Genomic DNA, 24310 nt, shown 5'->3' on the forward strand with positions numbered 1-24310 from the left:
TCAATTGCCTTGGACGGCCAGCGTGATTTCGACGCGGCGGTTGCGTGCGCGACCGGCCGGCGTGGCGTTGTCGGCGACGGGGCGGCTGTCCGCCACACCCTCGGCGCGCAGGCGCTGCCCGGTCAGCGTGGGCAGCAACAGCTGCCGCACGGCCTCGGCGCGCTCGCGCGACAGGTCGAAGTTGGACGGGAAGCGCAGCGAGCGGATCGGCTGGTTGTCTGTGTGCCCCGTGACCGTGACCGGCCCCGGCAGTTGCACCAGCGCCGCCGCGATCTCGGCCAGCAGCGGCTTCACCGCACTGGCAACCTCGGCGCTGCCGGGCTCGAAGAAGCCGTCGCCGGCGATGGTGACGATGGACTTGTCAGCCAGGTCCTGCACCTGCAGGGCGCCGCGTGCGATTGCCGCCTGAAGCAGCGCGGCCAGGCGCGGTGCGGCTGCGGGTGGCGGGGGAGGTGGCGTGAGCTGCGTGGCGGCACGCACATCCATGGCCTGCAGCGCGTCGAAGGTGGCATCGGTGCGGGCATGCAGCGACAGCCGCAGCGCGATGAACACCAGCAGCAGCAGGCCGCCCGCCAGCGCGGCCAGCACCCACAGCGGCAGACCGTCGGCGAGCTTGGCCTGGCGCAGGGCGACACCGCGCCACTGCGGCGACAGCTCGCGCAGCGGCGGCCCGGCCTGCTCGCGCAGCAGGCTGGCCAGGCGCTCACTGACGCTGTCGAGCTGCGCCTTGCCGTTGTCGAGCACGCGGTAGCGGCCCTCGAAGCCCAGGGCCAGCACCACCTGCAGCAGCTCCAGCAGCGGGCGCTGGGCGGCGACGTTCTCGGCCAGCTTGCCGAGCAGCTGGAAGACCTTCTCGCCGCCCCAGCTCTCGTTGTGAAAATGCACCAGCAGGCTCTGGCTCGACCAAGCGCCCGAGCCGCCCCAGGGCGTGCTGGAGGCACATTCATCGATGAAGCTGCACAGGATGTAGCGCGAGGCCATCACATGCTCCTGTGGCAGCCCGCGGGCCTGCGCCTGACGCTCGAAGCGCTTCACCGACTCGATCAGCGCCGCGCGCAGCCCCGAGGGGTTGGGATGCTGCGGCATGGCGCGCAACTGGCTGGCGGTCGACAGTAGCGGGCCGGCGAGCTGTAGCAGTGGGTTCAGGCCTTGGGGCAGCGGCAGATCATCGGGCAGCGCTGCTACCGCTGCAGCGGCCGGCGTGGGAGCCTGGGTCTGCGTCGTCGTCGGCGGCGCTGCACGCCCGGCGCCGGGCTTGATGATGGTGCGGTCCTGCTCGAACGCCGAGAAGGGGTCGTTCTCGTTCATTTGCCGGTGGCCTTCAAGGCAGCAGAGGGTTGGTCAGGGCGACGGATCAACGGATCGCCCAGAGCTCGAGTTCGAGCCCGGGAAACTCGCCGGCGATGTGCATCGCCAGGCCGCCGGAGTTTTCGAGCTGCTTCCACATCTCGTTGCCGCGGGTCTCCAGCTCGAAGTAGTTGAAACCGGCGTGGTAAGGGATCTGCCGCGGCGCCACCGGCATCGGCCGCAGCGTGACGCCCGGCAGCTGCAGGTTCACCAGATCGCGGATCTTCTCGGCCGGGCCGATCTTGACCTGCGTCGGGAAGCGCGCGCGCACCGCGTCACCCGGCATCTGCGCATTGACCGCCAGCACGAAGCTGGCACTGCGGCGCAGCTCCGCGTCGGCAATGATGGCGACGCGCACGCCGTACTTGCGGTCCTGCAGCTCGATGGGGATGGCCGACTGCTCCATGACCATGGACAGCGACTGGCGGATGTCGGCCAGCAGCGGCTCGAAGCAGCTCGCCAGGTCGTGGTGGGCATAGGCCGGGAAGCTCGGCGGGCGGCGCTTGTCGCGAAAGCAGGCCAGCTCGCCGGCCAGCGTCAGGCACATCGCATACAGCCGTTCCGGGTGCAGCGGGCGCAACTGGCGGGCATGGTCGAACAGCGGCTCGTGGCGGTTGACGGTCTGCAGCAGCAGGAAGTCGGCGATCTCGCCGACGCCCGCCCGGCCCGGCTGGGCCAGCCGCGCGGCCAGTGCCTCGCCGCGCTGGTGCAGCATGCCCAGCACCTCGCGCAGCCAGCCCTCCAGCACGACCTGCTCGCTGACCTGCAGCATCGGCGGGATGTAGCGCGTGTCCAGCACGACGCGGCCATCCGCGCGGCGCTCGACGATGCGCGCCACGCCCAGGCCCACGAAACCGTTGCCGGCGCGGCTTTCCAGCACCAGCCGCAGGTTGAGCCGGCCGATCTGGATCGGCGCCTCGCTCAGCTTGCGGGCGTGGCCATCGGCCACCGGCAGCTCCAGCGCCCGGTAGCGCGGCGGCATGCCGGCCTGCTCGCCTTCGACATCGCTTTCGACGACGCCCGGCTCGGACCGGGCGATGGCCAGCAGAACGAGCTCGTCGCGAGTATCGGCGGGTATGTCCAGCGCTGGGGGGGCGGGCTCGTCATCCGGCATCGCAAACGCGAGACCGTCGCGCATGACCCCGGTAGCGCTCGTCAGAGCCAATTGACCCTGGAGCAAGGCCGGCTGGTCGATCAGCAGCGTCGCGAAGCCCTCGGGATGCAGGCTTGTGTTGGCCAGCCGGGCATCCAGTTGACGTGAAAAGTAACGTTCCTGCTGCTGGAAATGCTGGGGCTGCAGGAACATGCCCTCCGTCCACATCACTCTGTTATGCCGGGTCATGTTGTTGAATGCAAAGGCTGGCGCTCGGAAACTGGCGGGCGGTTCAATGAATGCAGCTCACCGTGACGGTAGGCGTTTGGCGCGAACGATACACGGCGCCCGTGTCGTCGCGACAGAGGGCCGATCCCGGATACGCACATTTGAGGGTGTCGCCGGAACGCGGCGAGGGCTATGATTTGTGCACGCGCGTCGCTATCCATTGCGGCTGCGCTGTGGTTGGGTTGCCCGATTCTGTGGTAGCCGGCCGTGTTTGATCGGGAGTTCGCCATGTTTGTTCGCCGTCCCCTGCCTCTGTTCATCCTGGCCGCTGGTCTTCTGTCCGGTGCTGCCCTCCAGGCGCAAGAGACCGTTGAAGTCGGCAATGGCCTGCCGAGCGTCGGTGCCGTCAAGGAAGGCCTGTTCCCCGAAGACGCCTGCGAGCAGCTCGTCGCCGCAGGCTTCAAGTGCATGGGTTTCAAGCCCGCTGTGCGTTTCTCGCTGCCTGCGCTGGCCTTCAAGGTCGGCTCGTCCGACATCCCCGACGGCCTGCGCAAGCAGCTCGACGTGTTTGCCGAAGCCCTCGCCAGCAAGCGCGGCAGCGGCAAGACGGTGCGCATCGAAGGCCATGCCGACGCCTCGGGTGCCAACGAAGGCAACCAGGCCCTGTCGCAAAAGCGCGCTGAAGAGGTCAAGCGCTATCTGGTGGCCAAGGGCGCCGAAGACGGCATGCTGACGGCCGTCGGTCTTGGCGCGACGGCGCCCAAGGTCAAGGGCGACCCCTTCGCCGCCGAGAACCGCCGCGTCGAGATCGGCCGCCAGGCACCTCCCTGATCCTGGCCAGCCGGCCTGCTGCAACGCCGCCTTCGGGCGGCGTTGTCGTTTCCGCTAGTTGGACAACCCAAGCCTCTCGAGCAAAGCTTGTATTTCAGGGGATCAGATGGTTGGTCTGGCCGGCGTTGCTGAATTGGATGACGCCGCCCCAGATGCAGATCAGCTTGTGGGTGTTGTCCAGCGCCGGAAAGTTGGCCACCAGCACATTGGGCGTTCCAGTGACCCACGGCGCCGGCGTGGCGGGGACGCAGGGCATGGGTGTCAGCACGCCCATGGCGGCAGCGGTTGCCGCGGCCACCGTCGGGTTGGCCGGGCTCTTGCACACGCCGAAGGGCGGGATGTTGGCCATCGGGATGTGATCCATGATGTTCGCCGCCACCATGTTGTTGGTCATGATCGGCTTGGGCGTGGGGATCAACGAACTCGGTGCAGCGCCCATGCTGCAAGTCATCATTGCGCCCATGCAGCATTGAAGTGGCATCGCAGCCTCCGCTCAGAAATTGGGTTGACTCAGCCACAGCGCCATCGCGCTGAAGTTGTCGTAGCCGGGTTTGCCTTGCGTGGCCACCGTGACCCGCCGGCGCAGTTCATCCAGCCAGGCGCGCGGCGTGGGGGCGCTGGCCAGTGTGGCATCGAGGTCGCGGTCGTCGAGGTTCTCCCACAAGCCATCGCTGCACAGCAGGAAGCAGTCGCCCGCCGCCACTTCGGCAGGGTTGGGGAGGGTGCTGACGTCGAGTTCATCAGGCCGGGCGCCCAGAGCCGAGCGCAGTTCGCTGCGCTTGGGGTGGTGGCGTAGCTCGCCCGCTTCCAGCAGGCCCACTTCCACCAGCCCCTGCACCAGGCTGTGGTCCAGCGTGCGGCTGTGCAGCCGGCGGTTGCGGAACCAGTACAGGCGCGAGTCGCCGGCATGGGACCAGTAGGCCCGGTGCTCCATGAAGTCCACCACCAGGCAGACCACGGTGCTGTGCATGTCGGCCAGCCGGGTGCCGGGCTCGCGGCGATCCAGGATGGTCTGGTTGGTCTGGCGAACGAGCTCGGGGAGCTGGCTGCCGCAGTCGTTCGGGTGGGCCTGCACGGCTGCGAGCAGGTTCTGCACCGCCAACCGCGACGCGACATCGCCGCCGCCATGGCCGCCGGCGCCGTCGGCCAGCACGCAGCAGAGGTGGCGGGCGGAATGCCAGTGGCCGCAGGCGTCCTCGTTGTACTTGCGCCCGCCGGGTTCGGACAGGATGGCGACTTCCATGGCCAGCATCGTGAGGCCTCAGCGACGGGGTGAGGGCGCGGGGCCCGGCTCGGCGTCCAGCGCGATCAGCTGGGCTTCGTAGGCTTTCAGGAAAGCCTTGCCGAACAGGGTGTGGAAGTCGTCCGCCGCCTCGCGCGAGAGCTGGGTATAGAGCTGCTGAAACTGCTCCCAGAGCTGCGCCTTGCGCGAGCCGGGCAGCAGCGAGGCGAGTGCGCCGCGCTTGGTGATGGTGTTGTCCAGCGTCTGCGGGTCGAAGCGGGCCAGCACGCCGTCCAGCGCCGCGCGCATGCCGGCCATGACGCCGATTTCATGGGCGCGCAGGTCGTCGAAGGCGTCGCGCATCGCGCGGGCCGGCGTCATGAAACCGGGCGCAGTCGGCCCGAGCAGATGGTTGAGGGCCGTATCGACGTTGGGCGAGAACTTGAGCGGGTTGTTGCCCTGCGTGACGATCATCGTCACCTCGGCGCGCACTTCCTGCTTGAGCGCGGCGCGCGCGCGCAGCAGTTCGACGGCGCCGCGCGTGGACTCGCGGAGCAGCTCGCCGACGAGCTGCATCGTCGCCGGCGTGAGGCTTTGCAGCGGCGTCGTCGGCAGACCCAGGCCGGTCATCAGCGCGTCCAGAAGGGCCGTGGTGTCGCCGGCAGGAGCGCTGGCCGGCCGCGGCGTCTGGGGGAGCCGCGCGGGTGGAGCGGCGGCGAAGGCCTCGCCGTCGAGATGACGCACGTCCGGCAAGGTGATGACCTTGTTGTCGCGCATCGAGTCGTCCCACGACAGCACCGCACCGGAGGGCGCGGGCGGTGCCGGCACGGACGGCGGTGTCATCGAGGCGGCCTGCCAGGGCAGATGGAGGTCGGAGACGGTGTCGTCCGGCAACATCTGCGGGGCGGCGCGGCCAGGCTGCATCAGTGCGCGCATCGGGTCGCCGTCCGAGGCGGTGTTCGCCGGCGGCGCGGCGCTGAGGATGCCGAGCGGGTCGGCCGGTGCGGAGCCGATGGGGCCGAGCCCGAACATGTCGTCCAGCGACGGCCCGGCGGACATCGGCGACTGCGCCGAGCCCAGGCCGAAGGGGTCGCTGGGCGTGGAGACCATCAGGTCCAGCCCCGGGGCGCTGGTGTGCACCTCAGGGGCGAAGGGGTCCCAGTCGGCGGGGATGGCGCTGGATGCTGCGGGGGCAGGCATCTGCACCGGCGGCGGGGGCGCCATGAAGGCGGGCGGCGCTGGAGCGCGTGCAGCGATAGGCGCGGGCGTGCGGGGCGATGCGCTGCCGAAGAGGTCGCCGAAGGGATCGACCGCCACGGTCTGATGACCCTTCTGCACCTGGATCACATAGCCGCCGATATCGAGCTTGTCGCCCGGCTTGAGCGGCGCCTCGCGGCCATTGCCGAGCGGCATGCCATTGATGCTGATCGCGTTGCTGCCGCGGTCGATGACGACGAAGGCGCCGTTGCGCAGCACGACCTGGGCATGCACGCGCGAGATGGTGCGGTCAGGGTCGGGCAGCACCAGCTGGTTGGTGGCGGCGCGGCCGATGGTGCCGCCCAGTTCGTCGAAGCTGGCTTCGCGCGGCTCGGTCGATGCGCCGTTGTAGCTGCTCACGCACAGCACGATCATTCGCGGGGTCCCCTGGTTTCCTGGTGCTCACGGTGAGCGCTGAAGAGCATACGACAGCCTCGCAGCGCCACGCTTCAGCGCAGCACGTAGAGCCGGCCTTCCACCACGGCGATGCGCATCGGCAGGGCGACGCGGCCGCCATCGGGCCGGTTGAACTGCAGCAGCGGCGCGCCGTCTTTGGTGAGGCAGTCGACCAGGCGACCGTCGGCCGTGGGGCGCAGCATCAGCGTGGCCGCCGTGGGCAGCGGGCCGCGCAGCGCCTTTTGCGCGTGCAGCAGCTGCACGCGGGCGCGCCAGCGGGCCAGGTCGTCCGCGGGATTGCGCTGGTAGGCCAGGGCCAGCTCCTCGAAGCGCAGCCGCGCGGCGACGATCCAGGGCTCCGGATCGCCCTGGGCCAGCGCCACCGCCTGCTCCTGCGCAAAGGCGAGCACAGGCGCGGCGAGGGTGTTCAGGTCGGGCAGGGCGGGCGCGTCCTGCCAGCGCCAGCGCGGGAACTTCACCGGGATGTCTACCGCCTGCGGCACGACGGTGTTCGTCCGGTACAGCTCGCCGTCCGCCACGGCCCAGTCCAGCGTGGCGAGGCAGCGGGCCTGCTCGTCGCTGGCGGCCTGGCCGACGCGCGGCAGCAGCAGCTGGGCGCGGGCGAAACGAGGCCCTTCCGCCAGGCGCGGCTCGGCGTTGATGGCCGGCTCGACGACGAGCTCCAGGCGATTGGCGCCGGCCAACGTGTACTCATGCACCGCCAGCGCCTGCACGCCGCCGGCCGCGCCCAGCTCGGCCAGCGGAAAGCCGTTGAGCCGAGCCTGCGCGGACACGCCGCGGGCCTCTAGGCGAAGGATGAGCAGGCGTTCCATCAGCCCAGGCTCCAATCGAGCAGTGGCAGCGAGCCGAGCAGGGCGACGTGCTGGCTGCTGCGCCCGAGCAACGGGTCCTGCACGGCCATGGGTGCGACCACGGGCTCCAGCGCCAGCTGCAGGAACCACTGCCAGGCGCCGCCGCCCTCGGGGCGGGGCCGCAGCCCGAAGGCGCCGACCAGCGCGCCGGTGGCCGGTCCGAACTCGCTCCAGAGAAGGCCGGTCTCGCCGGCAATGGGCGTGAACTCCAGCGCCACCGGGCAGCGGATGGCTTGCTGCACCGGCGCCAGCGCCTCCGCCAGCGGCGGCTCGGCGGTCTCGCGGGCGAACTGCAGGGCCAGCTCGGTGGCCAGCGAGATGCGCAGGCTGAGCTGGGTGCGTGCGCCGGCCTGCTCGACCTCGCCGCTCAGCACCAGGTCCAGCGTCATGCCGAGCTTGAGGTCGGTGGCCACGCGCAGCAGCGGCTCGGCCACCAGGCCTTCGGGGCGCTCGCGCAGGCCCCAGGTCATGGCGGCATGGCCGTTGAACAGCCCCGCGCGCAGGCTCATGCGCGGCGACTGCGAACTGGCGGACCAGGCAGTGAACAGCTTCTCGGCGCCCGCCAGCAGCGCGGCTTCGATGCCAGGCCCGAAACCTTCCGCCCACTTCGGCGCGGCGCGTGGGGCGCCGTCACGCGTGAGCCGCAGGCGCAGGCCCTGGGAAGCAGGCGGCAGCGGCGGCGCCGAGGTCTGCGGTGGCCACGTCCGTTCAAGCACGCGGTCACGCTGCCAGGTCAGCAGCCACTGCTGGGCCGGCCAGGTCATGAGCTGCAGATGCTGGGACGCCAGCGGCACGCCACGGTCGCGCAGGCCGCAGGTGTTCAGCTCCAGCAGCGTCAGCTCGGGCGAGGGCTCCTGCAGCAGCAGCGCGCCCCAGCCGGGCGGCGCGGCGGGCGGAGGCAGGGCGCCCAGCGTCAGGCTGGTGGTTTGCGCGGCATGGCCATGGGCGGCCATCAGACCGTGGCCACCGAGCCAGCGCAGCTGCGGGTGCGGTGCCGGCAGCGCGCAGTGGCCGTGGCCAGCCTGGCGGATCTGCAGACGCGTCTGCGGGCCTTCGCTGGCGGCCTGGCTCAGCAGGCACAGGCGGGCCACGGCTGGCTGCGTGCTGGCGTCAACGCGCAGCGACGGTGGCGCAGGCGGCCCGGGCAGGTGCTGCCAGGCGCCGCCTTCGAGGCGGTATTCGCGGCGCCAGTCCATGTCCAGCGCGCGGAACTCGATGGCCTCGATGTCGCAGGCCTTGCGGGGCAGCGGGCTGGCGTCTTCGGGAGAGAGCCTGTCGAGCGCATCGACCAGCCGCGCGTCGCTGTTCAGCAGGGCCTGCGCCTCGCCGCCCCGGCGGGCCAGCTCTTCGGCGCCGGCCTGCACGAGCTGGTGCAGCTTGACCCAGTTGTCCAGGCGCTCGTCCACCAGCAGGGCCAGCGCCCATTCGTTCTCGGGCCGCGTCTCGAAAGCCGGGCCGAACGCGAAGCACAGGTTCAGGTAGCGCGCGGCGCTGTTGGCGTCGAGCAGGCCCTGCTGGCGCGCCTGCTCGCCGGCACGTGCCGCAAACGCCTCGCGGCGGTCGCCCAGCCTGACCAGCATGTCGGGCCAGCCGGCTTCGATGACGGCGATCAGCGAGGGGTCGAGGTTGCCAGGGCGGGGGTCGGTCATTGCGCGCGGCGCAGCAGTGGGGGTGCCAATGTAGGCGAGGCCTGGGTCAATCGGTTTTGCCGATCAACCGGGGCCGGTCACTTGCGAACGTTGTCCAGGGTCGGCGGCGGCGTGTAGCCGAGCTCCCGCGCCCGCGATTCAAATTGCGCGGCATACAGGGGCTGGGCGCTGCGGCGGTAGTACAGGGCCAGTTCGTAAGCCGCGATGCCGTTGCCCAGGCCGGCCGCATATTGCAGCCAGCCTTCGTAGCGGCCGGTCGCGCCCGGGGCGCCACCGTCGCGGTAGCGGCGAGCCACGCGGGCGGCGGCGTCCTTGTCGCCGCGGGCCGACTTGTGGATGTCGGACTGCAACTCTTCGGGCGAGCCTTCCGCGGCATTGAAGGCGGTGCGGTACAGGCGCACATCGGAGCGGCGCAGCACCTGGCTGGCTTCCTTGGCACCTTCCCGCGCGGCCAGCGCCGCCAGGGCGCGGCGGCCCTTGGGGTGTCGTTGCAGATAGCCGTCGGCCAGTTGCGACACTTCCTGCGGCCAGGCGCTCTTCTCGACGGCGGCCCAGTCCTCCAGGTCGTCCGGCGCGCGCGGCGGCGGGGCCGGTGGTGCAACGTCCTTGGGCCTGGGGCGGGCGAGAGTCACGCTGCGGCGCACATCCTTGGCGATGAAGGAATCCTGGGCCAGCGCGCGCACGGCCTCAACCGGGTGGTTGCGCATGACGTTGAGCACGTCCAGCCGCACGACCGAGAAGAAGTCCGACCAGGTGGCCTCGTCGTCGGCCGAGTTCAGCATCTTGACCAGGGAGGCCGTGTAGAAAGTGCTGAACTTGTCGGAGTTGGGCGCGATGGCGGGCTTGCCGGCGCCCGTGGAGAAGGCGACCAGGAAGCCGGGCGGCACTTCGATCTGGTTCAGGCCGTCGCTGGCCTGCACGGCGGCGCGGATGTTGGTGCGGCAGGCGTCGATGACGCAGATGGTCAGCGCGTCCGGGCGTGCGGGCATGCGGTCGACGACATCCTTGATGACGTTGACGCTGCTGCGCCCGAGCACCTCGGCCTTGGCCTTGGGGCTGGTGCCGGCGCCGACGAGCAGGCTTTGGGCATCCAGCTGCAGGCCGTGGCCGGTGAAGTAGAAGAAGGCGACGGTATCCGGCGGGCCGGCCTTCACCGAGGCGGCGAAGCCCTCGATGGCCAGGCGGGTCTTGGTGGAATCGGCGTCCAGGGCATCGGTGACGCTGAAGCCGCGCTGCTCAAGCGCACTGCGCAGGTCGTGCACGTTCTTGTGGGTGGGCGGCAGGTCGTCGGGCTCGGGGTAATCGCGGTTGCCGACCAGCAGGGCCAGGCGCCCGGGCAGGACGCCGGTGTCACCCGGCGCCTGCGCGGAAGCCTGAATCGACGTCAAGGCCGGCGCGCCCGCCAGCAGCGCGGGCAGCGTTTCAAGCAGGGTACGGCGGCGGAGTTTGCCGGAGCGGTTGGCGGTCATGGTCGGGTACTTCCGTTGAAGGCTCATTTCTCGCAGCCGAGTTCGCCGGTCGGCGTGCATTGCTCGGGCGGGCGGATGCCTTCCTTGCCGATCGTGGCCGGACGGCCGGCGCCGACTTCCGCAATCACGCCGGAGCGCAGCCGGATGGCGACGTTCTCGGTCCGCACCGCTTCCTCGAAGCGATCCTTGCGGGCGCCTTCCGACACTGCGACGGTGGCGGAGATGGAGCCCTGGGCTTCAGGGGTGGCCGGTGTGGCACCGTTGTACACCACCGGCACTTCGCTGCTGCGACTGGCGCCGTCGTAGAAGAGCCGGTAGCCGTTGGTGCCGATCGCCGGGCCGCTGGCGTAGACGGCGGTGGCGCCCAGACCCGTGGGCTTCTTGGGCAGGATGGTGATGAAGCCGGCCGGTCCGGCAGCAAGGCTGCTGCCGACATCGATGGCGATCATGTCGCTGCCAGAGCCGAAGCTGAGCGATTGCGTGAAGGCCGCCGGGCGCAGCTTGAGCGCAAGGCCGGGCATCTGCACGGCGAAGCCCAGTCCCGGGTTGTAGGGCAGGCGGGCGCGGATGACGCTGGTGGCGGCAGCGCTGCTCAGCTTGGCGGCGTCGATGACGATGAGGTCGCCCTCGACGCCAGCACCGTTGACGCGCATCGTGTCGGCGCTGAGGCTGATGCGGCTTTGCTGGGTGGTCACATTGCCCGCCGAGTTGGCATTCCACGGCGCTCCGGCGGTGCCGCTGACGGCCGAGATGCCGCCGCTGAGGTCGTTGGCGGCGCCGTCGATCAGCGTGATGGAGCCACCGCCCTTGGCCTGCAGGGCCAGCGAGCCGGTGGTGGCGCGGATGAGGCCGCCGGTCTGGGCGATGGTGGCGTCGGCGATGGCGATCTGCTGGGCGTTGGCCGCCTGCTTGCCGGTCTCGGGTGTGTAGACGGTGGGCACTGCGGCAGCCACCAGGGTGGTGGTGCCGCCGGTCAGCGTCACGTCTGCGGTCAGCGAGATCGTGCCGGCCGAGATGCTGGAGTCGGCCGAGAGGTTGACCGTGCCGAGCTTGAGCGCGGCGGCGTCGCCGGTCTTGAGCTGGACGGACTGTGCCGCCAGCGACAGCGGCTGGCTGCCGAGTGTGTTGGCGCTGTTGTTGGCCTCCAGGTGGGCGGCGCTCAGGCTCTGTGCGCCAGCACCGGTCAGGCTGAGCACGCCGCTGATCTTCACGTCGCCGCTGCTGATCAGGTTGCCCTTGAGTTCGACGCTGCCGGCACTGGTCAGCGCGGCCAGGGTCTCGTTGCCACCAAGCCTGAGCGCGGCGCCGGCATCCACGACGACGCTGCCGCTATTGGCGATGCGCTCGTCGCCCGGGGTGACCAGGCTGCCCTTGCTGACCTTGGTGATGCCCGTGGTCTGCAGGGCAGTGTCCAGCGTCAGCGTGCCGGTGCCGGCCTGCTCGACGTTGCCTGTGCCGGTGATGGTCTGCGTCAGGCTGAGGTTGTCGCTGCGGTTGAAGACCAGCGAGCCGGTGTTGCTGACGGCGCCGTTGCCAAGCGTGCCGCTGCTGCCGCCTACGCCGACCTGCAGCGTGCCTTCGGTGATCTGCGTGCCGCCGGTGTAGCTGTTGTTGCCGGTCAGGGTCAGCGTCCCTGCGCCTTCCTTGCGCAGCGCGCCGTTGCCGCTGTAGACGCCGTCGTACTGGCTGCCGCCGCGGCTGCCGATAGCCAGCGTGCCGCCCGTGGCGGTGATGGCGCCGGCGCCGCTGAGGCTGCCCAAAGCCTGACTGCCGCTCAGGGCCAGCGTGGCGCCGGACGCGAGCGTTGTCACTGGAGCGGCGCTGAACTGGTTGCTGCCGTCGACCTGCAGCGTGCCGCCGTTGACGTTCAGCGTCTGGACGCCGGCATTGCCGGAAACGAGGACGCCGCCGCTGGTGTTCAGCGTGCCGCCGCCCAGGTTGGCCACGAACTGGGCGCCCTGGCTGGCTGTGGTCGTGGCGGCGGTGAGTGTGTCGCCGGTACCGGTCCTGGCAAGCGTCCCGGCGATCGTGAGGCTGCCGATGGTCTCGTTGCCGTTCAGCCTGAACGTCGCGCCGGTGACGACGCTCACGGCGGCACCGTCCGCCAAGCGCTCGGCGGCACCGAGCGTGAGCGCGCCGGTGGCGACGCTGACGCTGGTGGTGTCAGCCGTGCCGTTGAGGGCGACGCTGCCGTTGCTGGTGAGCGTGCCGGCGCCGAGGTTGGCGTTGACGACCGCGCCATCGTTCAACGCGTAGGTGGCGGCGGTCAGCGTGTCGGTGGCGCCGGTCTTGGCCAGTGTGCCGGCGGCGGTGAGGCTGCCGACCGTGTCGTTGCCGCCGAGCTTGAGCGTGGCGCCGCTGGCGATGGTCACTGCGGCGCTGTCGGCCAGGCGATCCGCTGCGCCGAGGCTCAGCGTCCCGGTGGCGACGGTGACGGCGGCCGCCGACGTCCCGTTGACGGCGACGTTGCCGTTGCTGGTCAGCGCACCGGTGCCGAGGTTGGCGTTGACGACCGCGCCGTCGTTGAGCGCGAAAGTCGAGGCGCTGAGGGTGTCGTCCGTGCCGGTTTTCGCCAGCGTGCCCGCGGCCGTGAGGCTGCCGACGGTGTCGTTGCCATTGAGCTTCAGCGTGGCGCCGCTGGCGAGGGTGACGGCGGTGCCGTCGGCCAGGCGGTCGGCCGAACCGAGGCTCAGCGTGCCGGTGGCGATGTTGACGGTGGTGGCGCTGGCCATGCCGTTGAGGGCGACGGCGCCGTTGCTGGTCAGCGTGCCGGCACCGAGATTGGCGTCGCTGACCGCGCCGTTGTTCAGCGCGTAGCTTGTGGCGGTGAGGGTGTCGTTGGCGCCGGTCCGGGCCAGCGTGCCGGCAGCGGTGAGGCCGCCAACCGTGTCGTTGCCACCCAGCTTGAGCGTGGCGCCGCTCGCGATGTCGACCGCAGCGGTGTCGGCCAGGCGGTCGGCGGCGCCCAGCGTCATCGTGCCGGTGGCGATGTTGACGGTGGTGGCGGCGGCCGTGCCGTTGAGAGCAACGGCGCCGTTGCTGGTCAGCGTGCCGGCGCCGAGATTGGCGTCGACGACGGCGCCGCTGTTCAGCGCGTAGCTGGCGGCGCTGAGCGTGTCGGCGGCACCGGTCCTGCCGAGGGTGCCGGCAGAGGTCAGCGTGCCGACCGTGTCGTTGCCATTGAGCTTGAGCGTGGCGCCGCTGGCGATGCCCAGCGCTGCGGTGTCGGCCAGGCGGTCGGCAGCACCCAGCGTGAGCGTGCCGGAGGCGATGTTGACGGTGGCGGCGGCAGCGGTGCCATTGAGTGCGGCGGCGCCGTTGCTGGTCAGCGCGCCGGCGCCGAGGTTGGCGTCGACGACGGCACCGCTGTTCAGCGCGTAGCTGGCGGCGGCGAGGGTGTCGGCGGCGCCGGTCTTGCCGAGGGTGCCGGCGGAGGTCAGCGTGCCGACCGTGTCGTTGCCGTTGAGCTGGAGGGCAGCGCCATTGGCGATGGACAGGGCGGCGCTGTCGGCCAGGCGGTCGGCGGAGCCGAGCGTGAGCGTGCCGGCGGCGATGTTGACGATGCTGGCGGCGGCCGTGCCGTTGAGGGTGGCGTTGCCGTTGCTGGTGAGGGTGCCGGCGCCGAGGCTGGCGGTGATGGCGGCGCCGGCGTTCAGCGCGTAGGTGGTGGCGGTGAGCGTGTGGGCGCCGGCCAGCGTGCCTGCGGCGGTCAGGCTGGCTACGGTTTCGTTGCCGCTCAGCAGCAGCGTGGCGCCGCTGGCGATGGACAGGGCGGCCGTGTCGGCCAGGCGGTCGGCCGAGCCCAGGCTCAGCGTGCCGGTGGCGACGTCGACAGTGGTGGCTGCGGCGGTGCCGTTGAGCGCGGCGTTGCCATTGCTGGTCAGCGAGCCGGCGCCCAGGTTGGCGGCGATGACTGCGCCGTTGGCGAGGTCATAGGTGGTGGCGGTGAGCGTGTCGTTCGCGCCGGTCTTGGCCAGCGTGCCGCCTGCCGTCAGCGAGCCGACGCTGTCGTTGCCGTTCAGCAGCAGCGTGGCGCCGCTGGCGATGCCCACGGCGGCGGTGTCGGCCAGGCGGTTGGCAGAGCCCAGCGTGAGCGTGCCACCGGCGACGTTGACCGTGGTGGCCGCCGCCGTGCCGTTGAGGGCGACGTTGCCGTTGCTGGTCAGCGCGCCGCCGCCGAGGTTGGCGTTGATGACGGTGCCGCCGTTGAGCGCATAAGTGGTGGCGGTGAGCGTGTCGTTGGCGCCGGTCCTGGCCAGCGTGCCGGCCGAGGTGAGGCTGCCGACGCTGTCGTTGCCATTGAGCAGCAGCGTGGCGCCGCTGGCGATGTCCACCGCGGTGGTGTCGCCCAGGCGATCGGCCGAGCCCAGGGTGAGCGTTCCGGTGGCGACGTTGACGGTGGTGGCCGTTGCCGTGCCGTTCAGCGTGGCGCTGCCATTGCTGGCCACGGCGCCGCTGCCGAGGTTGGCGTTGATGACCGCGCCGCTGTTCAGCGCGTAGTTGGTGGCGGTGAGCGTGTCGTTGGCGCCGGTCTTGTCGACCGTACCGGCCACCGTGGCCGTCGTGAGCGCCTGGTTGCCGTCGAGCTTGAGGACCGCGCCGCTGTTGACGCCGACGCTGCTGGCGGCGGCGAGACGGTCGTTGCCGGTCAGCAGCAGCGTGCCCTGCTGCACCTGGAAAAGGCCGCTGCTGGTGCTGGCGCCGCTGAGCGTGAAGGTGGTGGCCGCGCCTTCCTTGGTCAGCGTCGACAGGGCGTCGCCGCTGACGACGCCGGAGAAGACCGTGGATTGCGTGGAGCCGGTCTGGAGCGCATGGCTGCCCATGACCAGGGTGCCGGCGCCGGCGAGGGAGCCGAACTGTTCATGGCCGCCGAGCGCCAGGCTGGCGCCGGCGTTGATGACGACATTGACGAGCGGTGCGCCGAGCAAGGGAATGAGCCGGTCTGCCGAGCCCAGGGTCAGCAAACCGGTTTCGACCAGCAGCAGCGCCGCCGCCGAGTGCCCGTTCAGCCGGCTGTTGTTGCGGCTGGTCAAGGTGCCGCCGCCGAGGTCGCCGTCGTAGGTCGCGTTGTCGAGCACGTAGTCGGTGGCGGTCAGCACGCCGGGCCCATTGACCTGGGCGCCCGCACCGAGGCTGACCGAGGTGGCGGCGTTGTTGGCCAGCACATTCAGCGTGCCGCCGGCACCGACGGTGATCGCCGGGCTGCCAACGAGCCGGTCGGCAGGCGCGCCGAGGGTCAGCGTGGCGCCGGCTGCGATGTTCAGGTCGTTGGCGGCCGTCGTGCCGTTGATCTCGCTGGTGCCGTTCGCCGACAGCTTGCCGGCGCCCAGGTTCGCATTGACCCGCGTAATGCCGCCGTTGAGCGCATAGCCCGTGGTGGCGGTGGCGGTCAGCGTGGAACTGACGGTGGCTTCGAGTTGGCCGGCCAGGTTGAGCTGGGTGATGGTGTCGCTACCGCCGAGCTTGAGCACGCCGGGGGAGCTGACGGTCACGGTCGCGCCGTCGGCCAGCAGGTTGGCGGCGCCCAGCGTCAGGCGGCCGAAGACCACGTTGACCGTGGTGGCGGCGGCCGGCGCATTCAGCGCGACAGCAATGCCGTCGCTGGTCAGCGTGCCGGTGCCGAGGTTGGCGTTGACGACGGCGCCGTTGTGCAAGCCGTAGGTGGCGGCAGTGAGCGTCTGGCCTGCCGACGCCGCGTTCAGCGTGCCGGTCAGGGACAGGCTCTGCGCGGACTCGTTGCCAGCCAGCGTCATGCTGGCTCCCGAGGCGATGGTGAGTGCCGCGCTGCCGGTCAGATGCGCTGCGGCGCCGCTGAGGGTCAGTGCGCCGCCGGTGTCGACGTTGATGACGTTGGCCGCGCTTTCGCCGGACAGCGTCGTGGCGCCGGTCACGGTCAGGCTGCCCGCGCCCAGCTTGCCGCTGATGTTGGCGTTCTCCAGCGCATAGCTGGCGGCGGTCACGGTGCCGCTGCCCATCACTTCGCCGCCATTGCTGACGGTCACGCTGCCGAAGTTGGCCGGCGCGGTGCTTGGATTGAACTTCGCGGTGGCGCCGTCGACCAGCAGCGCAGCGTTGCCGGTGAAGGTGTTGGGCCCGACCTGTGCCAGTTGGCCGGCCAGCACTTGAATGCTGGGATTGGAGACGGTGTTGGGAATGTCGACGGTCAGCGTGCCCGCGCCGGTCTTCACGAATGTGCCGGAGCCGCTGACGTTGTTGCTGAAGAGCACCGCGTTGTTGCGGTTGATGCGCAGCGTCGCGTTGTTGGTGATGGGACCGGTGCCGGTGGTGCCCGTGGTTCCGCCGCCGCCGATGTCGAGCACGCCCGCTGCAATCTGTGTGGCGCCATAGCTGTTGCCGCCAGTCAGCGTGAGCGTGTTGCCGGCCTGCTTGACCAGCGTGCCCGTGCCGCTGATGGCATTTGCCAGGGTCAGGTCGTTGCTGCGGTTGACGGCGAGGGTGCCGTTGTTGGCCACCGTGCCGGCGCCGATGCTGCCGGTGGTACCGCCGTTGCCGATGGCCAGCGTCGCGCCTGAAGCGATGGCGGTGGTGCCGCTGTAGGTGTTGGTGCCGGTCAGCGTCAGCGTGTTGGGGCCGAGCTGCGCGAAGCTGAGGTTGCCTCCCAGGGCGGTGCTCAGTGTGAGGGCATCACTGCGGTTGAAGGCGAGGGTGCCTGTGCCGCTGAGCGCGCCCGAGCCCAGCGTGCCGGTTGTGCCGCCATTGCCGACCTGCAACGTGCCGCCGTTGATGGTCGTCGTGCCGCTGTAGCCGTTGTTGCCGGTCAGCGTGAGGGTGTTGCTGCTCTGCTTGTCCAGCGCGCCAGTGCCGCCGATGGCGTTGGCGATGGTGATGGCATCGCTGCGGTTGACGGCGAGCGTGGCGTTGTTGGTGACCGCGCCTGAGCCCAGCGTGCCGCTGGCACCGCCGTTGCCGACCTGCAGCGTGCCGGCGCTGATGGTGGTGGTGCCTGTGTAGCCGTTGCTGCCCGTCAGCGTGGCCGTGCCTGCCCCCTGCTTGACGAGATTGCCGGCGCCGCCAATGGCAGCGGCGACGGTCAGGGCATTGCTGCGGTTGAGGATCAGCGTGCCGGTGTTGGCGACGGCGCCGGTGCCCAACGTGCCCGTGGTGCCGCCGTTGCCGATCTGCAGCGTGCCGATGATGTCGGTGGTGCCGGTGTAGCTGTTGCTGCCGGTGAGGGTCAGCGTGGTGGGGGTGAACAGCTTCTTCAGGCCGCCGCTGCCGGCGATGTCGTTGGCCAGCGTCAGCGAATCGCTGCGGTTGATCCACAGCGTGCCGTTGTTGGTGACGGCGCCGGTGCCCAGGCTGCCCGTCGTGCCGCCATTGCCGATGAACAACTCGCCGGCGAGCGTCGTGGTGCCGCCGTAGGTGTTGTTGCCACTGAGGTAGACCTGGTTGCTGCCGAGCTTGACCAGCGCACCCGTGCCGCCGATGTCGTTCGACAGGATCAGCGAATTGTTCTTGTCGATGACCAGGGTGCCGTCGTTCACCACGGCCCCCGAGCCGAGCGTGCCGAAGGCCGAGCCGTCGCCCACGCTCAGGGTGCTGCCCGCCGCGATGCTCGTCGTGCCGGTGTAGCCATGCGTGCCGGTGAGGGTGAGGGCACCGCTGCCTTGCTGGACCAGGGCGCCGCTGCCGGTGCTGCTGAGCGACAGCGTCAGCGGCGTGCTGAGGTTGAACACCAGCGTGCCGTCGTTGTTGATCTGGCTGAGGCCCAGGGCGCCGGTGCTGCCGCCGTTGCCCACGTTGAGCGTCGAGCCGCTGGCGATAGTGGTGTTGCCGCTGTAAGTATTGGCGCCGGTCAGCGTGAGCGCGCCTGAGCCGAGCTGAGCCAGGCTGAGGTCGCTGCCGATGGCGCCGCTGACGGTCAGCGCGTTGCTGCGGTTGAAGGCCAGCGTGCCGGTGCCGCTGATGGCGCCGCTGCCGAGCTGCCCGGTGGTGCCGCCGTTGCCGGCGCTGAGGGTGCCACCGTTGATGGCGGTGGTGCCGGTGTAGGTGTTGGTGCCGGTCAGCGACGTGGTGCCCGCGGCCTGCTTGACGAGATTGCCGCTGCCGCCGATGGCCGCGGCCACGGTCAGCGCATTGCTGCGGTCAAGGACGAGCGTGCCGTCGTTGGTGATGGCCCCGGAGCCCAGCGTGCCGGTGGCGCCGCCATTGCCGACGTTGACCGTGCCGCCCGCCGCGATGGCCGTGGTGCCGCCGTAGGTGTTGCTGCCGGTCAGCGTGAGGGTGTTGTTGCCCTGCTTGTCCAGCGCACCGGTACCGCCGATGGCATTGGCGAGCGTGATGGCATTGCTGCGGTTGATGGCGAGCGTGCCATTGTTCGTGACGGCACCCGCACCCAGCGTGCCAGTCGTGCCGCCGTTGCCGACGTTGAGGGTGCCCCCCGCCGCAATGGTTGTTGTGCCGCCGTAAGTGTTGCTGCCGGTCAGCGTCAGCGTGTTGATGCCCTGCTTGTCCAGCGCGCCGGTGCCGCCGATGGCGTTGGCGACCGTGATGGCATCGCTGCGGTTGATGGCGAGCGTGCCGTCGTTCGTGATGGCGCCAGCGCCCAGCATGCCGGTGGTGCTGCCGTTGCCCACGGCCAGTGTGGCGCCGGAGGCGATGGTGGTCGTGCCGCTGTAGGTATTCGCGCCCACCAGCGTGACGGTGCTGGGGCCGACCTGGGCCAGGTTGAGGCTGCCGCCGAGCGCGGCGCCGATGGTGAGGTTGTCGCTTCGGTTGAACGCCAGCGTGCCGGAGCCGCTGACGTTGCCCAGGCTCACAGAGCCCGTGGTGCCGCCGTTGCCGAGTTGCAGCGTGCCGGCGTTGATGGCCGTGGTGCCGCTGTAGGTGTTGTTGCCGGTCAGCGTCGAGGTGCCTGCGGCCTGCTTGACCAGATTGCCACTGCCGGCGATGACGGCGGCGACGGTCAATGCGTTGCTGCGGTCGAGGATCAGCGTGCCGTCGTTGGTGATGGTGCCGGTGCCCAGCGCGCCGGTCGTGCCGCCGTTGCCGACGTTGACGCTGCCGCCGGCGGCGATGGTGGTCGTGCCGGCGTAGGTGTTGGCGCCGGTCAGCGTGAGGGTGTTGACGCCCTGCTTGTCCAGCGCGCCCGTGCCGCCGATGGCGTTGGCAATCGTGAGGGCATCGCTGCGATTGATGGCCAGGACGCCGTCGTTGGTGACGGCGCCGGCGCCAAGCGTGCCGGTGGTGCCGCCATTGCCCACGGCCAGCGTGGCGCCAGACGCGATGGCGGTCGTGCCGCTGTAGGTGTTGGCGCCGGTCAGCGTGAGGGTGCTGCTGCCCAGATGTGCCAGGTTGAGGTCACTGCCGATGGCGGCGGTGACGGTCAGCGCATTGCTGCGGTTGAAGGCAAGTGTGCCGGTGCCGCTGATGGCGCCAGAGCCCAGGGAGCCGGTGGTGCCGCCGTTGCCGACGCTGAGCGTGCCGGCGTTGATGGTCGTGGTGCCGCTGTAGGTGTTGGTGCCGGTCAGCGAGGTGGTGCCGGCCGCCTGCTTCACAAGATTGCCGCTGCCGGCGATGACGGGAGCGACGGTGAGCGCATTGCTGCGGTCCAGGACGAGCGTGCCGTCGTTGGTGATGGTGCCCCCGCCCAGCGTGCCGGTGGTGCCGCCATTGCCGACGTTGACCGTGCCGCCCGCCGCGATGGCCGTGGTGCCGCCGTAGGTGTTGCTGCCGGTCAGCGTGAGGGTGTTGCTGCCCTGCTTGTCCAGCGCGCCCGCGCCACCGATGGCGTTGGCGAGCGTGATCGCGTCGCTGCGGTTGATGACCAGGGTGCCGTCGTTGGTGACGGCGCCGCTGCCGAGCGTGCCGGTGGTGCCGCCGTTGCCCACGCTGAGCGTGCCGCCCGGCGAGATGACCGTGGTGCCGCCGTAAGTGTTGGCGCCGGTGAGCGTGAGGGTGTTGCCGCCCTGCTTGTCCAGCACACCCGTGCCGCCGATGGCGTTGGCAATCGTGACGGCATCGCTGCGGTTGATGGCCAGGACGCCGTCGTTGGTGACGGCACCTGCGCCGAGCGTGCCGGTGGTGCCGCCGTTGCCCACGGCCAGCGTCGCGCCGGAGGCGATGGCGGTCGTGCCGCTGTAGGTGTTGGCACCGGTCAGCGTGAGGGTGCTGCTGCCGAGCTGCGCCAGGTTGAGGCTGCTGCCGATGGCGGTGGCGACGGTCAGCGCATTGCTGCGGTTGAAGGCCAGTGTGCCGGTGCCACTGATGGCGCCGGAGCCGAGCGACCCGGTGGTGCCGCCGTTGCCCACGCTGAGGGTGCCACCGTCGATGGCGGTGGTGCCGCTGTAGGTGTTGGTGCCGGTCAGCGACGTGGTGCCGGCTGCTTGCTTCACAAGATTGCCGCTGCCGGCGATGACGGGAGCGACGGTGAGCGCATTGCTGCGGTCCAGGACGAGCGTGCCGTCGTTGGTGATCGTGCCCGCGCCCAGCGTGCCGGTGGTGCCGCCACTGCCGACGTTGAGCGTGCCGCCTGCCGCGATGGCGGTGGTGCCACCGTAGGTGTTGGTACCGGTCAAGGTGAGCGTGTTGGTGCCCTGCTTGTCCAGCGCGCCCGCGCCACCGATGGCGTTGGCGACCGTGATCGCGTCGCTGCGGTTGACGACGAGCGTGCCGTCGTTGGTGACGGCGCCGGTGCCGAGCGTGCCCGTCGTGCCGCCATTGCCGATGCTGAGCGTGCCGCCCGCCGCAATGGTGGTGGTGCCGCTGTAGGTGTTGCCGCCGGTCAGCGTCAACGTGTTGGTGCCTTGCTTGTCCAACGCGCCGGTGCCGCCGATGGCGTTGGCGACAGTGATGGCGTTGTTGCGGGCGATCACCAGCGTGCCGTCGTTGGTGACGGCGCCAGCGCCGAGCGTGCCGGCGGCGGCGGCGTCGCCCACGGTCAGCGTGGCGCCGGAGGCGATGGTCGTCGTGCCGCTGTAGGTGTTGGCACCGGTCAGCGTGAGGGTGCTGCTGCCGAGCTGCGCCAGGTTGAGGCTGCTGCCGATGGCGGTGCTGACGGTGAGGTCGTCGCTGCGGTTGAAAGCGAGCGTGCCGGTGCCGCTGACGTTGCTGATGTCGATGGCGCCCGTGGTGCCGCCAATGCCGAGCTGGAGCGTGCCGGCGTTGATGACGGTGGTGCCGACATAGGTGTTGTCGGCGGTCAGCGTGGTGGTGCCCGCTGCCTGCTTCACGAGGTTGCCGTTGCCGGCGATGACGGCGGCGACCGTCAGGGCGTTGCTGCGGTCGAGGATGAGCGTGCCATCGTTGGTGATGGTGCCCGAGCCTAGCGTGCCGCTCGCGGCACCATCGCCGACGTTGACGCTTCCGCCCGCAGCGATGGCAGTGGTGCCGGTGTAGGTGTTGGTGCCGGTCAGCGTCAGCGTGTTGGCGCCCTGCTTGTCCAGCGCGCCGGTGCCGCCGATGTCATTGGCGACCGTGATGGCGTTGCTGCGATTGATGACGAGCGTGCCGTCGTTGGTCACAGCGCCGGCACCGAGCGTGCCAGTGGTGCCGGCATTGCCAACGGCCAGCGTGGCGCCGGCGGCGATGGTGGTCGTGCCGCTGTAAGTATTGGCGGCGGTCAGCGTGAGCGTGCTGGGGCCGATTTGGGCGAGGTTGAGGTTGCTGCCGAGAACCGTGCTGACGTTGACGTTGTCGCTGCGGTTGAAAGCGAGCGTGCCGGAGCCGGTCACGTTGCTGAGGCTGATGTTGCCGGTGGTGCTGCCGTTGCCGATTTGCAGCGTGCCGGCGGTGATGGTGGTGCCGCCGCTGTAATTGCTGCTGCCGGTCAGCGTGAGGGTGCCGCTGCCCTGCTTCTCCAGCGTGCCGGTGCCGCCGATGGCGTTGGCGATCGTGAGGGCGTTGCTGCGGTTGATGACCAGCGCGGCGTTGTTTGTGACGGATCCGGCGCCGAGGCTGCCGGTGGTGCCGCCATTGCCGACGTTCAACGTGCCATTGCTGATGGTGGTGCCGCCGGTGTAGCTGTTCGCGCCGGCCAGCGTCAGCGTGCCGGAGCCGTTCTTGATCAGCGCACTGGCCGATGACTCGCTGATGGCACCGGTCAACGTCAGATTGCCTGCTCCGGAGGCGGTCAGGTTGTTGCCGAGGTCGATCGCACCGGCCACCGTGGAGGTTCCCGTGGTCGAAATCTGGACCGCAGCCGTGGTGGCCAGGTCGCCGGTGACGCTGAGGGTGGCGCCCGTCAGGTTGCCGCCTATCGAGTGCACGCCCGTGCTGCCGTTGTTGTTCAGCGTTAGCACGCCGGTGCCCGCGCTGATGTTTGCTGTGGTAACGACGCGTCCCGTCGCGGATGTGTTCGCATCTGCATCGGTGCTGCCGGCGGAAAGCGTCAAGCCGACGGTTGCCAGCGCCGCATTGACCGTGATGTCGCCACCGGCTTCCAGGGTCAGTGCGCGGCTGGATGCGGTGACGGGATCGTTGACGGTGATGGTGTCCTTCGCTTTGAGAACAACGTCATTCGAGGCAAGAAGCGTTTGCAGGTTGCCAGCGCCAGATGATGCCCTGATGGTGACATTGCCGGGAAAGGAGGCGCTGTCGAAATCGATGTTGTTCGCGCCCGCAATCGCGCCGCCGCCGTTGGCAATGATGATGTTGTCTGGGTCTAGCAGCAGCGTTCCGACGCGCCCTAGTGGTGCGCTTAGGTTCGAACTCCCATCGAAGCTCAGCCCATGGCGACCCGACACCTCGGCCTGGCCGCCATTGCCGCCCAGCGAGCCGCCACGTGCGCTGAGACTGCCGAGGAAAACGGTGTTCAGCTCGGACCACAGCACCACCTGTCCGCCGTTGCCACTGGTGCCCGCATCGGCATTCAGCCGCGCGCCGGGTCGCACGATGAGCATCTCGGCATTCGTGAGCTCGGCATTCGCTCCGTGAAAGTCGCCGCCCACGCGAATCCGCCCGCCGCCCGTGCCACCCGATGCATCCAGTTGCGCACCGCTGGCCAGCATGATGCGCTGGCCCTGCACCAGCACGTCGCCACCGGTCTGGCTGCCGCCGCCACTGGCGTCGATCTGGCTGTTCACCAAAGTCACGCCCTGGCTGCCGCCGTCGACGACGACTCGGCCGGCGACGCCTTCCAGCGAGCGGGCGCGCACGACGCCATCGAGGTTGAGCACCGTGTCGGCAAAGCCCGCCCGGGCCACGGCGCGAAGTTCGGCGCTTTGCGCGGCGTTGATGCTGCCGAGCTGGTTCAGGCGTGTTTCCAGGCCGTCGTCGTTGCGCACATTGAAAAGCACGAGGCCGTCGCCTTCGACGTCGACCGTGACGTTGCTGGCAGCCGCCAGGCCGACACGGCGGGCGTCGATGCTGCCGTTGACGCTGAGCTGCGGGGCGATGAGGGCAACGGCGTCCGCCGCGCGGATGCTGCCTTCGGCGCGCAGTTCACCGGCGCCTTCCGTCGACGTGCCGAAGCGCAGCCGGCCGCTCTGCAGGTCGGCATCGCTGAGACTGAGCGTGGTGGCGACGAGGCTGCCAGTGTCGACCTGGGAGCCCGCCGCGAAATAGACGCCGCGCGGGTTGCTGAGCACGACGCGGCCGTTGGCGTTGATCTGGCCGAGGATGCGCGTGGGGTCGTAGCCGATGACGCGGTTGATCAGCAGCGCCTGCGAATTGGGCTGGATGATGCGGACGGTCTCGCCCTTGTCGACCGAGAAGCTGCGCCAGTCGACCGCCGCCGTCTGGCTGCCCTGCTTGATCTCCATCAGCCCGGTCTGCGGGGTCTGGATGGTGGCCTGGCCCTGCTTGACGACGCCATCCTGCGGCAGCGCGCCTGCAGCGATGGGGGCGAGTGCCACGGCGATGGCCCAGGTGAGCGGATGGATGCGCAGGTGCCGGTCGTGGACGCTCGGCGTCGAGCTGCGGTCAAAGGACATGTGGAACTCCCGGGATCTGTGTGTGCGGGGCGGCCTAGGCCACCAGCTGGCAAT

10 protein-coding genes are annotated in these 24310 nt (G+C 70.1%); 1 reads left to right on the plus strand and 9 read right to left on the minus strand.

Annotated elements, in window-relative coordinates:
* Positions 1–1308: a type VI secretion system protein TssL, long form gene (gene tssL / locus AC0IZJ_RS08300; RefSeq protein WP_471848516.1), complete on the minus strand. Its 1308-nt coding sequence runs from the start codon at positions 1306–1308 to the stop codon at positions 1–3.
* A 46-nt stretch (positions 1309–1354) separates the two neighbouring features.
* Positions 1355–2689, minus strand: coding sequence for a type VI secretion system baseplate subunit TssK (gene tssK, locus AC0IZJ_RS08305; RefSeq protein ID WP_471848518.1), 1335 nt, complete (start codon positions 2687–2689; stop codon positions 1355–1357).
* 267 nt (positions 2690–2956) lie between these two features.
* On the opposite strand from tssK, the gene AC0IZJ_RS08310 reads away from it, so the two are divergent.
* Positions 2957–3499 (plus strand): OmpA family protein, encoded by a 543-nt coding sequence (locus AC0IZJ_RS08310; protein WP_471848520.1) that lies wholly within the window; start codon positions 2957–2959, stop codon positions 3497–3499.
* A gap of 94 nt (positions 3500–3593) precedes the next feature.
* On the opposite strand, the gene AC0IZJ_RS08315 is transcribed toward AC0IZJ_RS08310, so the two are convergent.
* The 7 genes from AC0IZJ_RS08315 to AC0IZJ_RS08345 all read right to left on the minus strand — a co-directional run bounded on the left by AC0IZJ_RS08315 (position 3594) and on the right by AC0IZJ_RS08345 (position 24256).
* On the minus strand, positions 3594–3914 hold the full coding sequence (locus tag AC0IZJ_RS08315; protein ID WP_471849303.1) for a DUF4280 domain-containing protein: 321 nt from the start codon (positions 3912–3914) through the stop codon (positions 3594–3596).
* A 78-nt stretch (positions 3915–3992) separates the two neighbouring features.
* Positions 3993–4751 (minus strand): PP2C family protein-serine/threonine phosphatase, encoded by a 759-nt coding sequence (locus tag AC0IZJ_RS08320; protein WP_471848522.1) that lies wholly within the window; start codon positions 4749–4751, stop codon positions 3993–3995.
* 9 nt (positions 4752–4760) lie between these two features.
* Positions 4761–6353: a type VI secretion system-associated FHA domain protein TagH gene (gene tagH, locus AC0IZJ_RS08325; RefSeq protein WP_471848524.1), complete on the minus strand. Its 1593-nt coding sequence runs from the start codon at positions 6351–6353 to the stop codon at positions 4761–4763.
* A 74-nt stretch (positions 6354–6427) separates the two neighbouring features.
* Positions 6428–7207 carry a hypothetical protein gene (locus AC0IZJ_RS08330; protein WP_471848526.1) on the minus strand — a complete coding sequence of 260 codons (780 nt, stop codon included), beginning with the start codon at positions 7205–7207 and terminating at the stop codon, positions 6428–6430.
* Positions 7207–8895 carry a hypothetical protein gene (locus AC0IZJ_RS08335; RefSeq protein ID WP_471848528.1) on the minus strand — a complete coding sequence of 563 codons (1689 nt, stop codon included), beginning with the start codon at positions 8893–8895 and terminating at the stop codon, positions 7207–7209. The genes AC0IZJ_RS08330 and AC0IZJ_RS08335 overlap by 1 nt, the downstream gene beginning before the upstream one ends.
* A gap of 77 nt (positions 8896–8972) precedes the next feature.
* Positions 8973–10364 carry a caspase family protein gene (locus AC0IZJ_RS08340; protein ID WP_471848530.1) on the minus strand — a complete coding sequence of 464 codons (1392 nt, stop codon included), beginning with the start codon at positions 10362–10364 and terminating at the stop codon, positions 8973–8975.
* 23 nt (positions 10365–10387) lie between these two features.
* A complete protein-coding gene (locus AC0IZJ_RS08345) occupies positions 10388–24256 on the minus strand; it encodes an autotransporter-associated beta strand repeat-containing protein (RefSeq protein ID WP_471848532.1) in 13869 nt (4622 codons plus the stop codon).
* Positions 24257–24310 lie beyond the last annotated feature (54 nt).

Source organism: Roseateles sp. AC306, from assembly GCF_979253795.1.

Coding starts and splice junctions, on each gene's coding strand:
- tssL (WP_471848516.1), bottom strand. CDS start 1,308: ATGAACGAGAACGACCCCTTCTCGGCGTTCGAGCAGGACCGCACCATC.
- AC0IZJ_RS08330 (WP_471848526.1), bottom strand. CDS start 7,207: ATGGAACGCCTGCTCATCCTTCGCCTAGAGGCCCGCGGCGTGTCCGCG.
- AC0IZJ_RS08320 (WP_471848522.1), bottom strand. CDS start 4,751: ATGCTGGCCATGGAAGTCGCCATCCTGTCCGAACCCGGCGGGCGCAAG.
- AC0IZJ_RS08340 (WP_471848530.1), bottom strand. CDS start 10,364: ATGACCGCCAACCGCTCCGGCAAACTCCGCCGCCGTACCCTGCTTGAA.
- AC0IZJ_RS08335 (WP_471848528.1), bottom strand. CDS start 8,895: ATGACCGACCCCCGCCCTGGCAACCTCGACCCCTCGCTGATCGCCGTC.
- tagH (WP_471848524.1), bottom strand. CDS start 6,353: ATGATCGTGCTGTGCGTGAGCAGCTACAACGGCGCATCGACCGAGCCG.
- AC0IZJ_RS08310 (WP_471848520.1), top strand. CDS start 2,957: ATGTTTGTTCGCCGTCCCCTGCCTCTGTTCATCCTGGCCGCTGGTCTT.
- tssK (WP_471848518.1), bottom strand. CDS start 2,689: ATGACCCGGCATAACAGAGTGATGTGGACGGAGGGCATGTTCCTGCAG.
- AC0IZJ_RS08345 (WP_471848532.1), bottom strand. CDS start 24,256: ATGTCCTTTGACCGCAGCTCGACGCCGAGCGTCCACGACCGGCACCTG.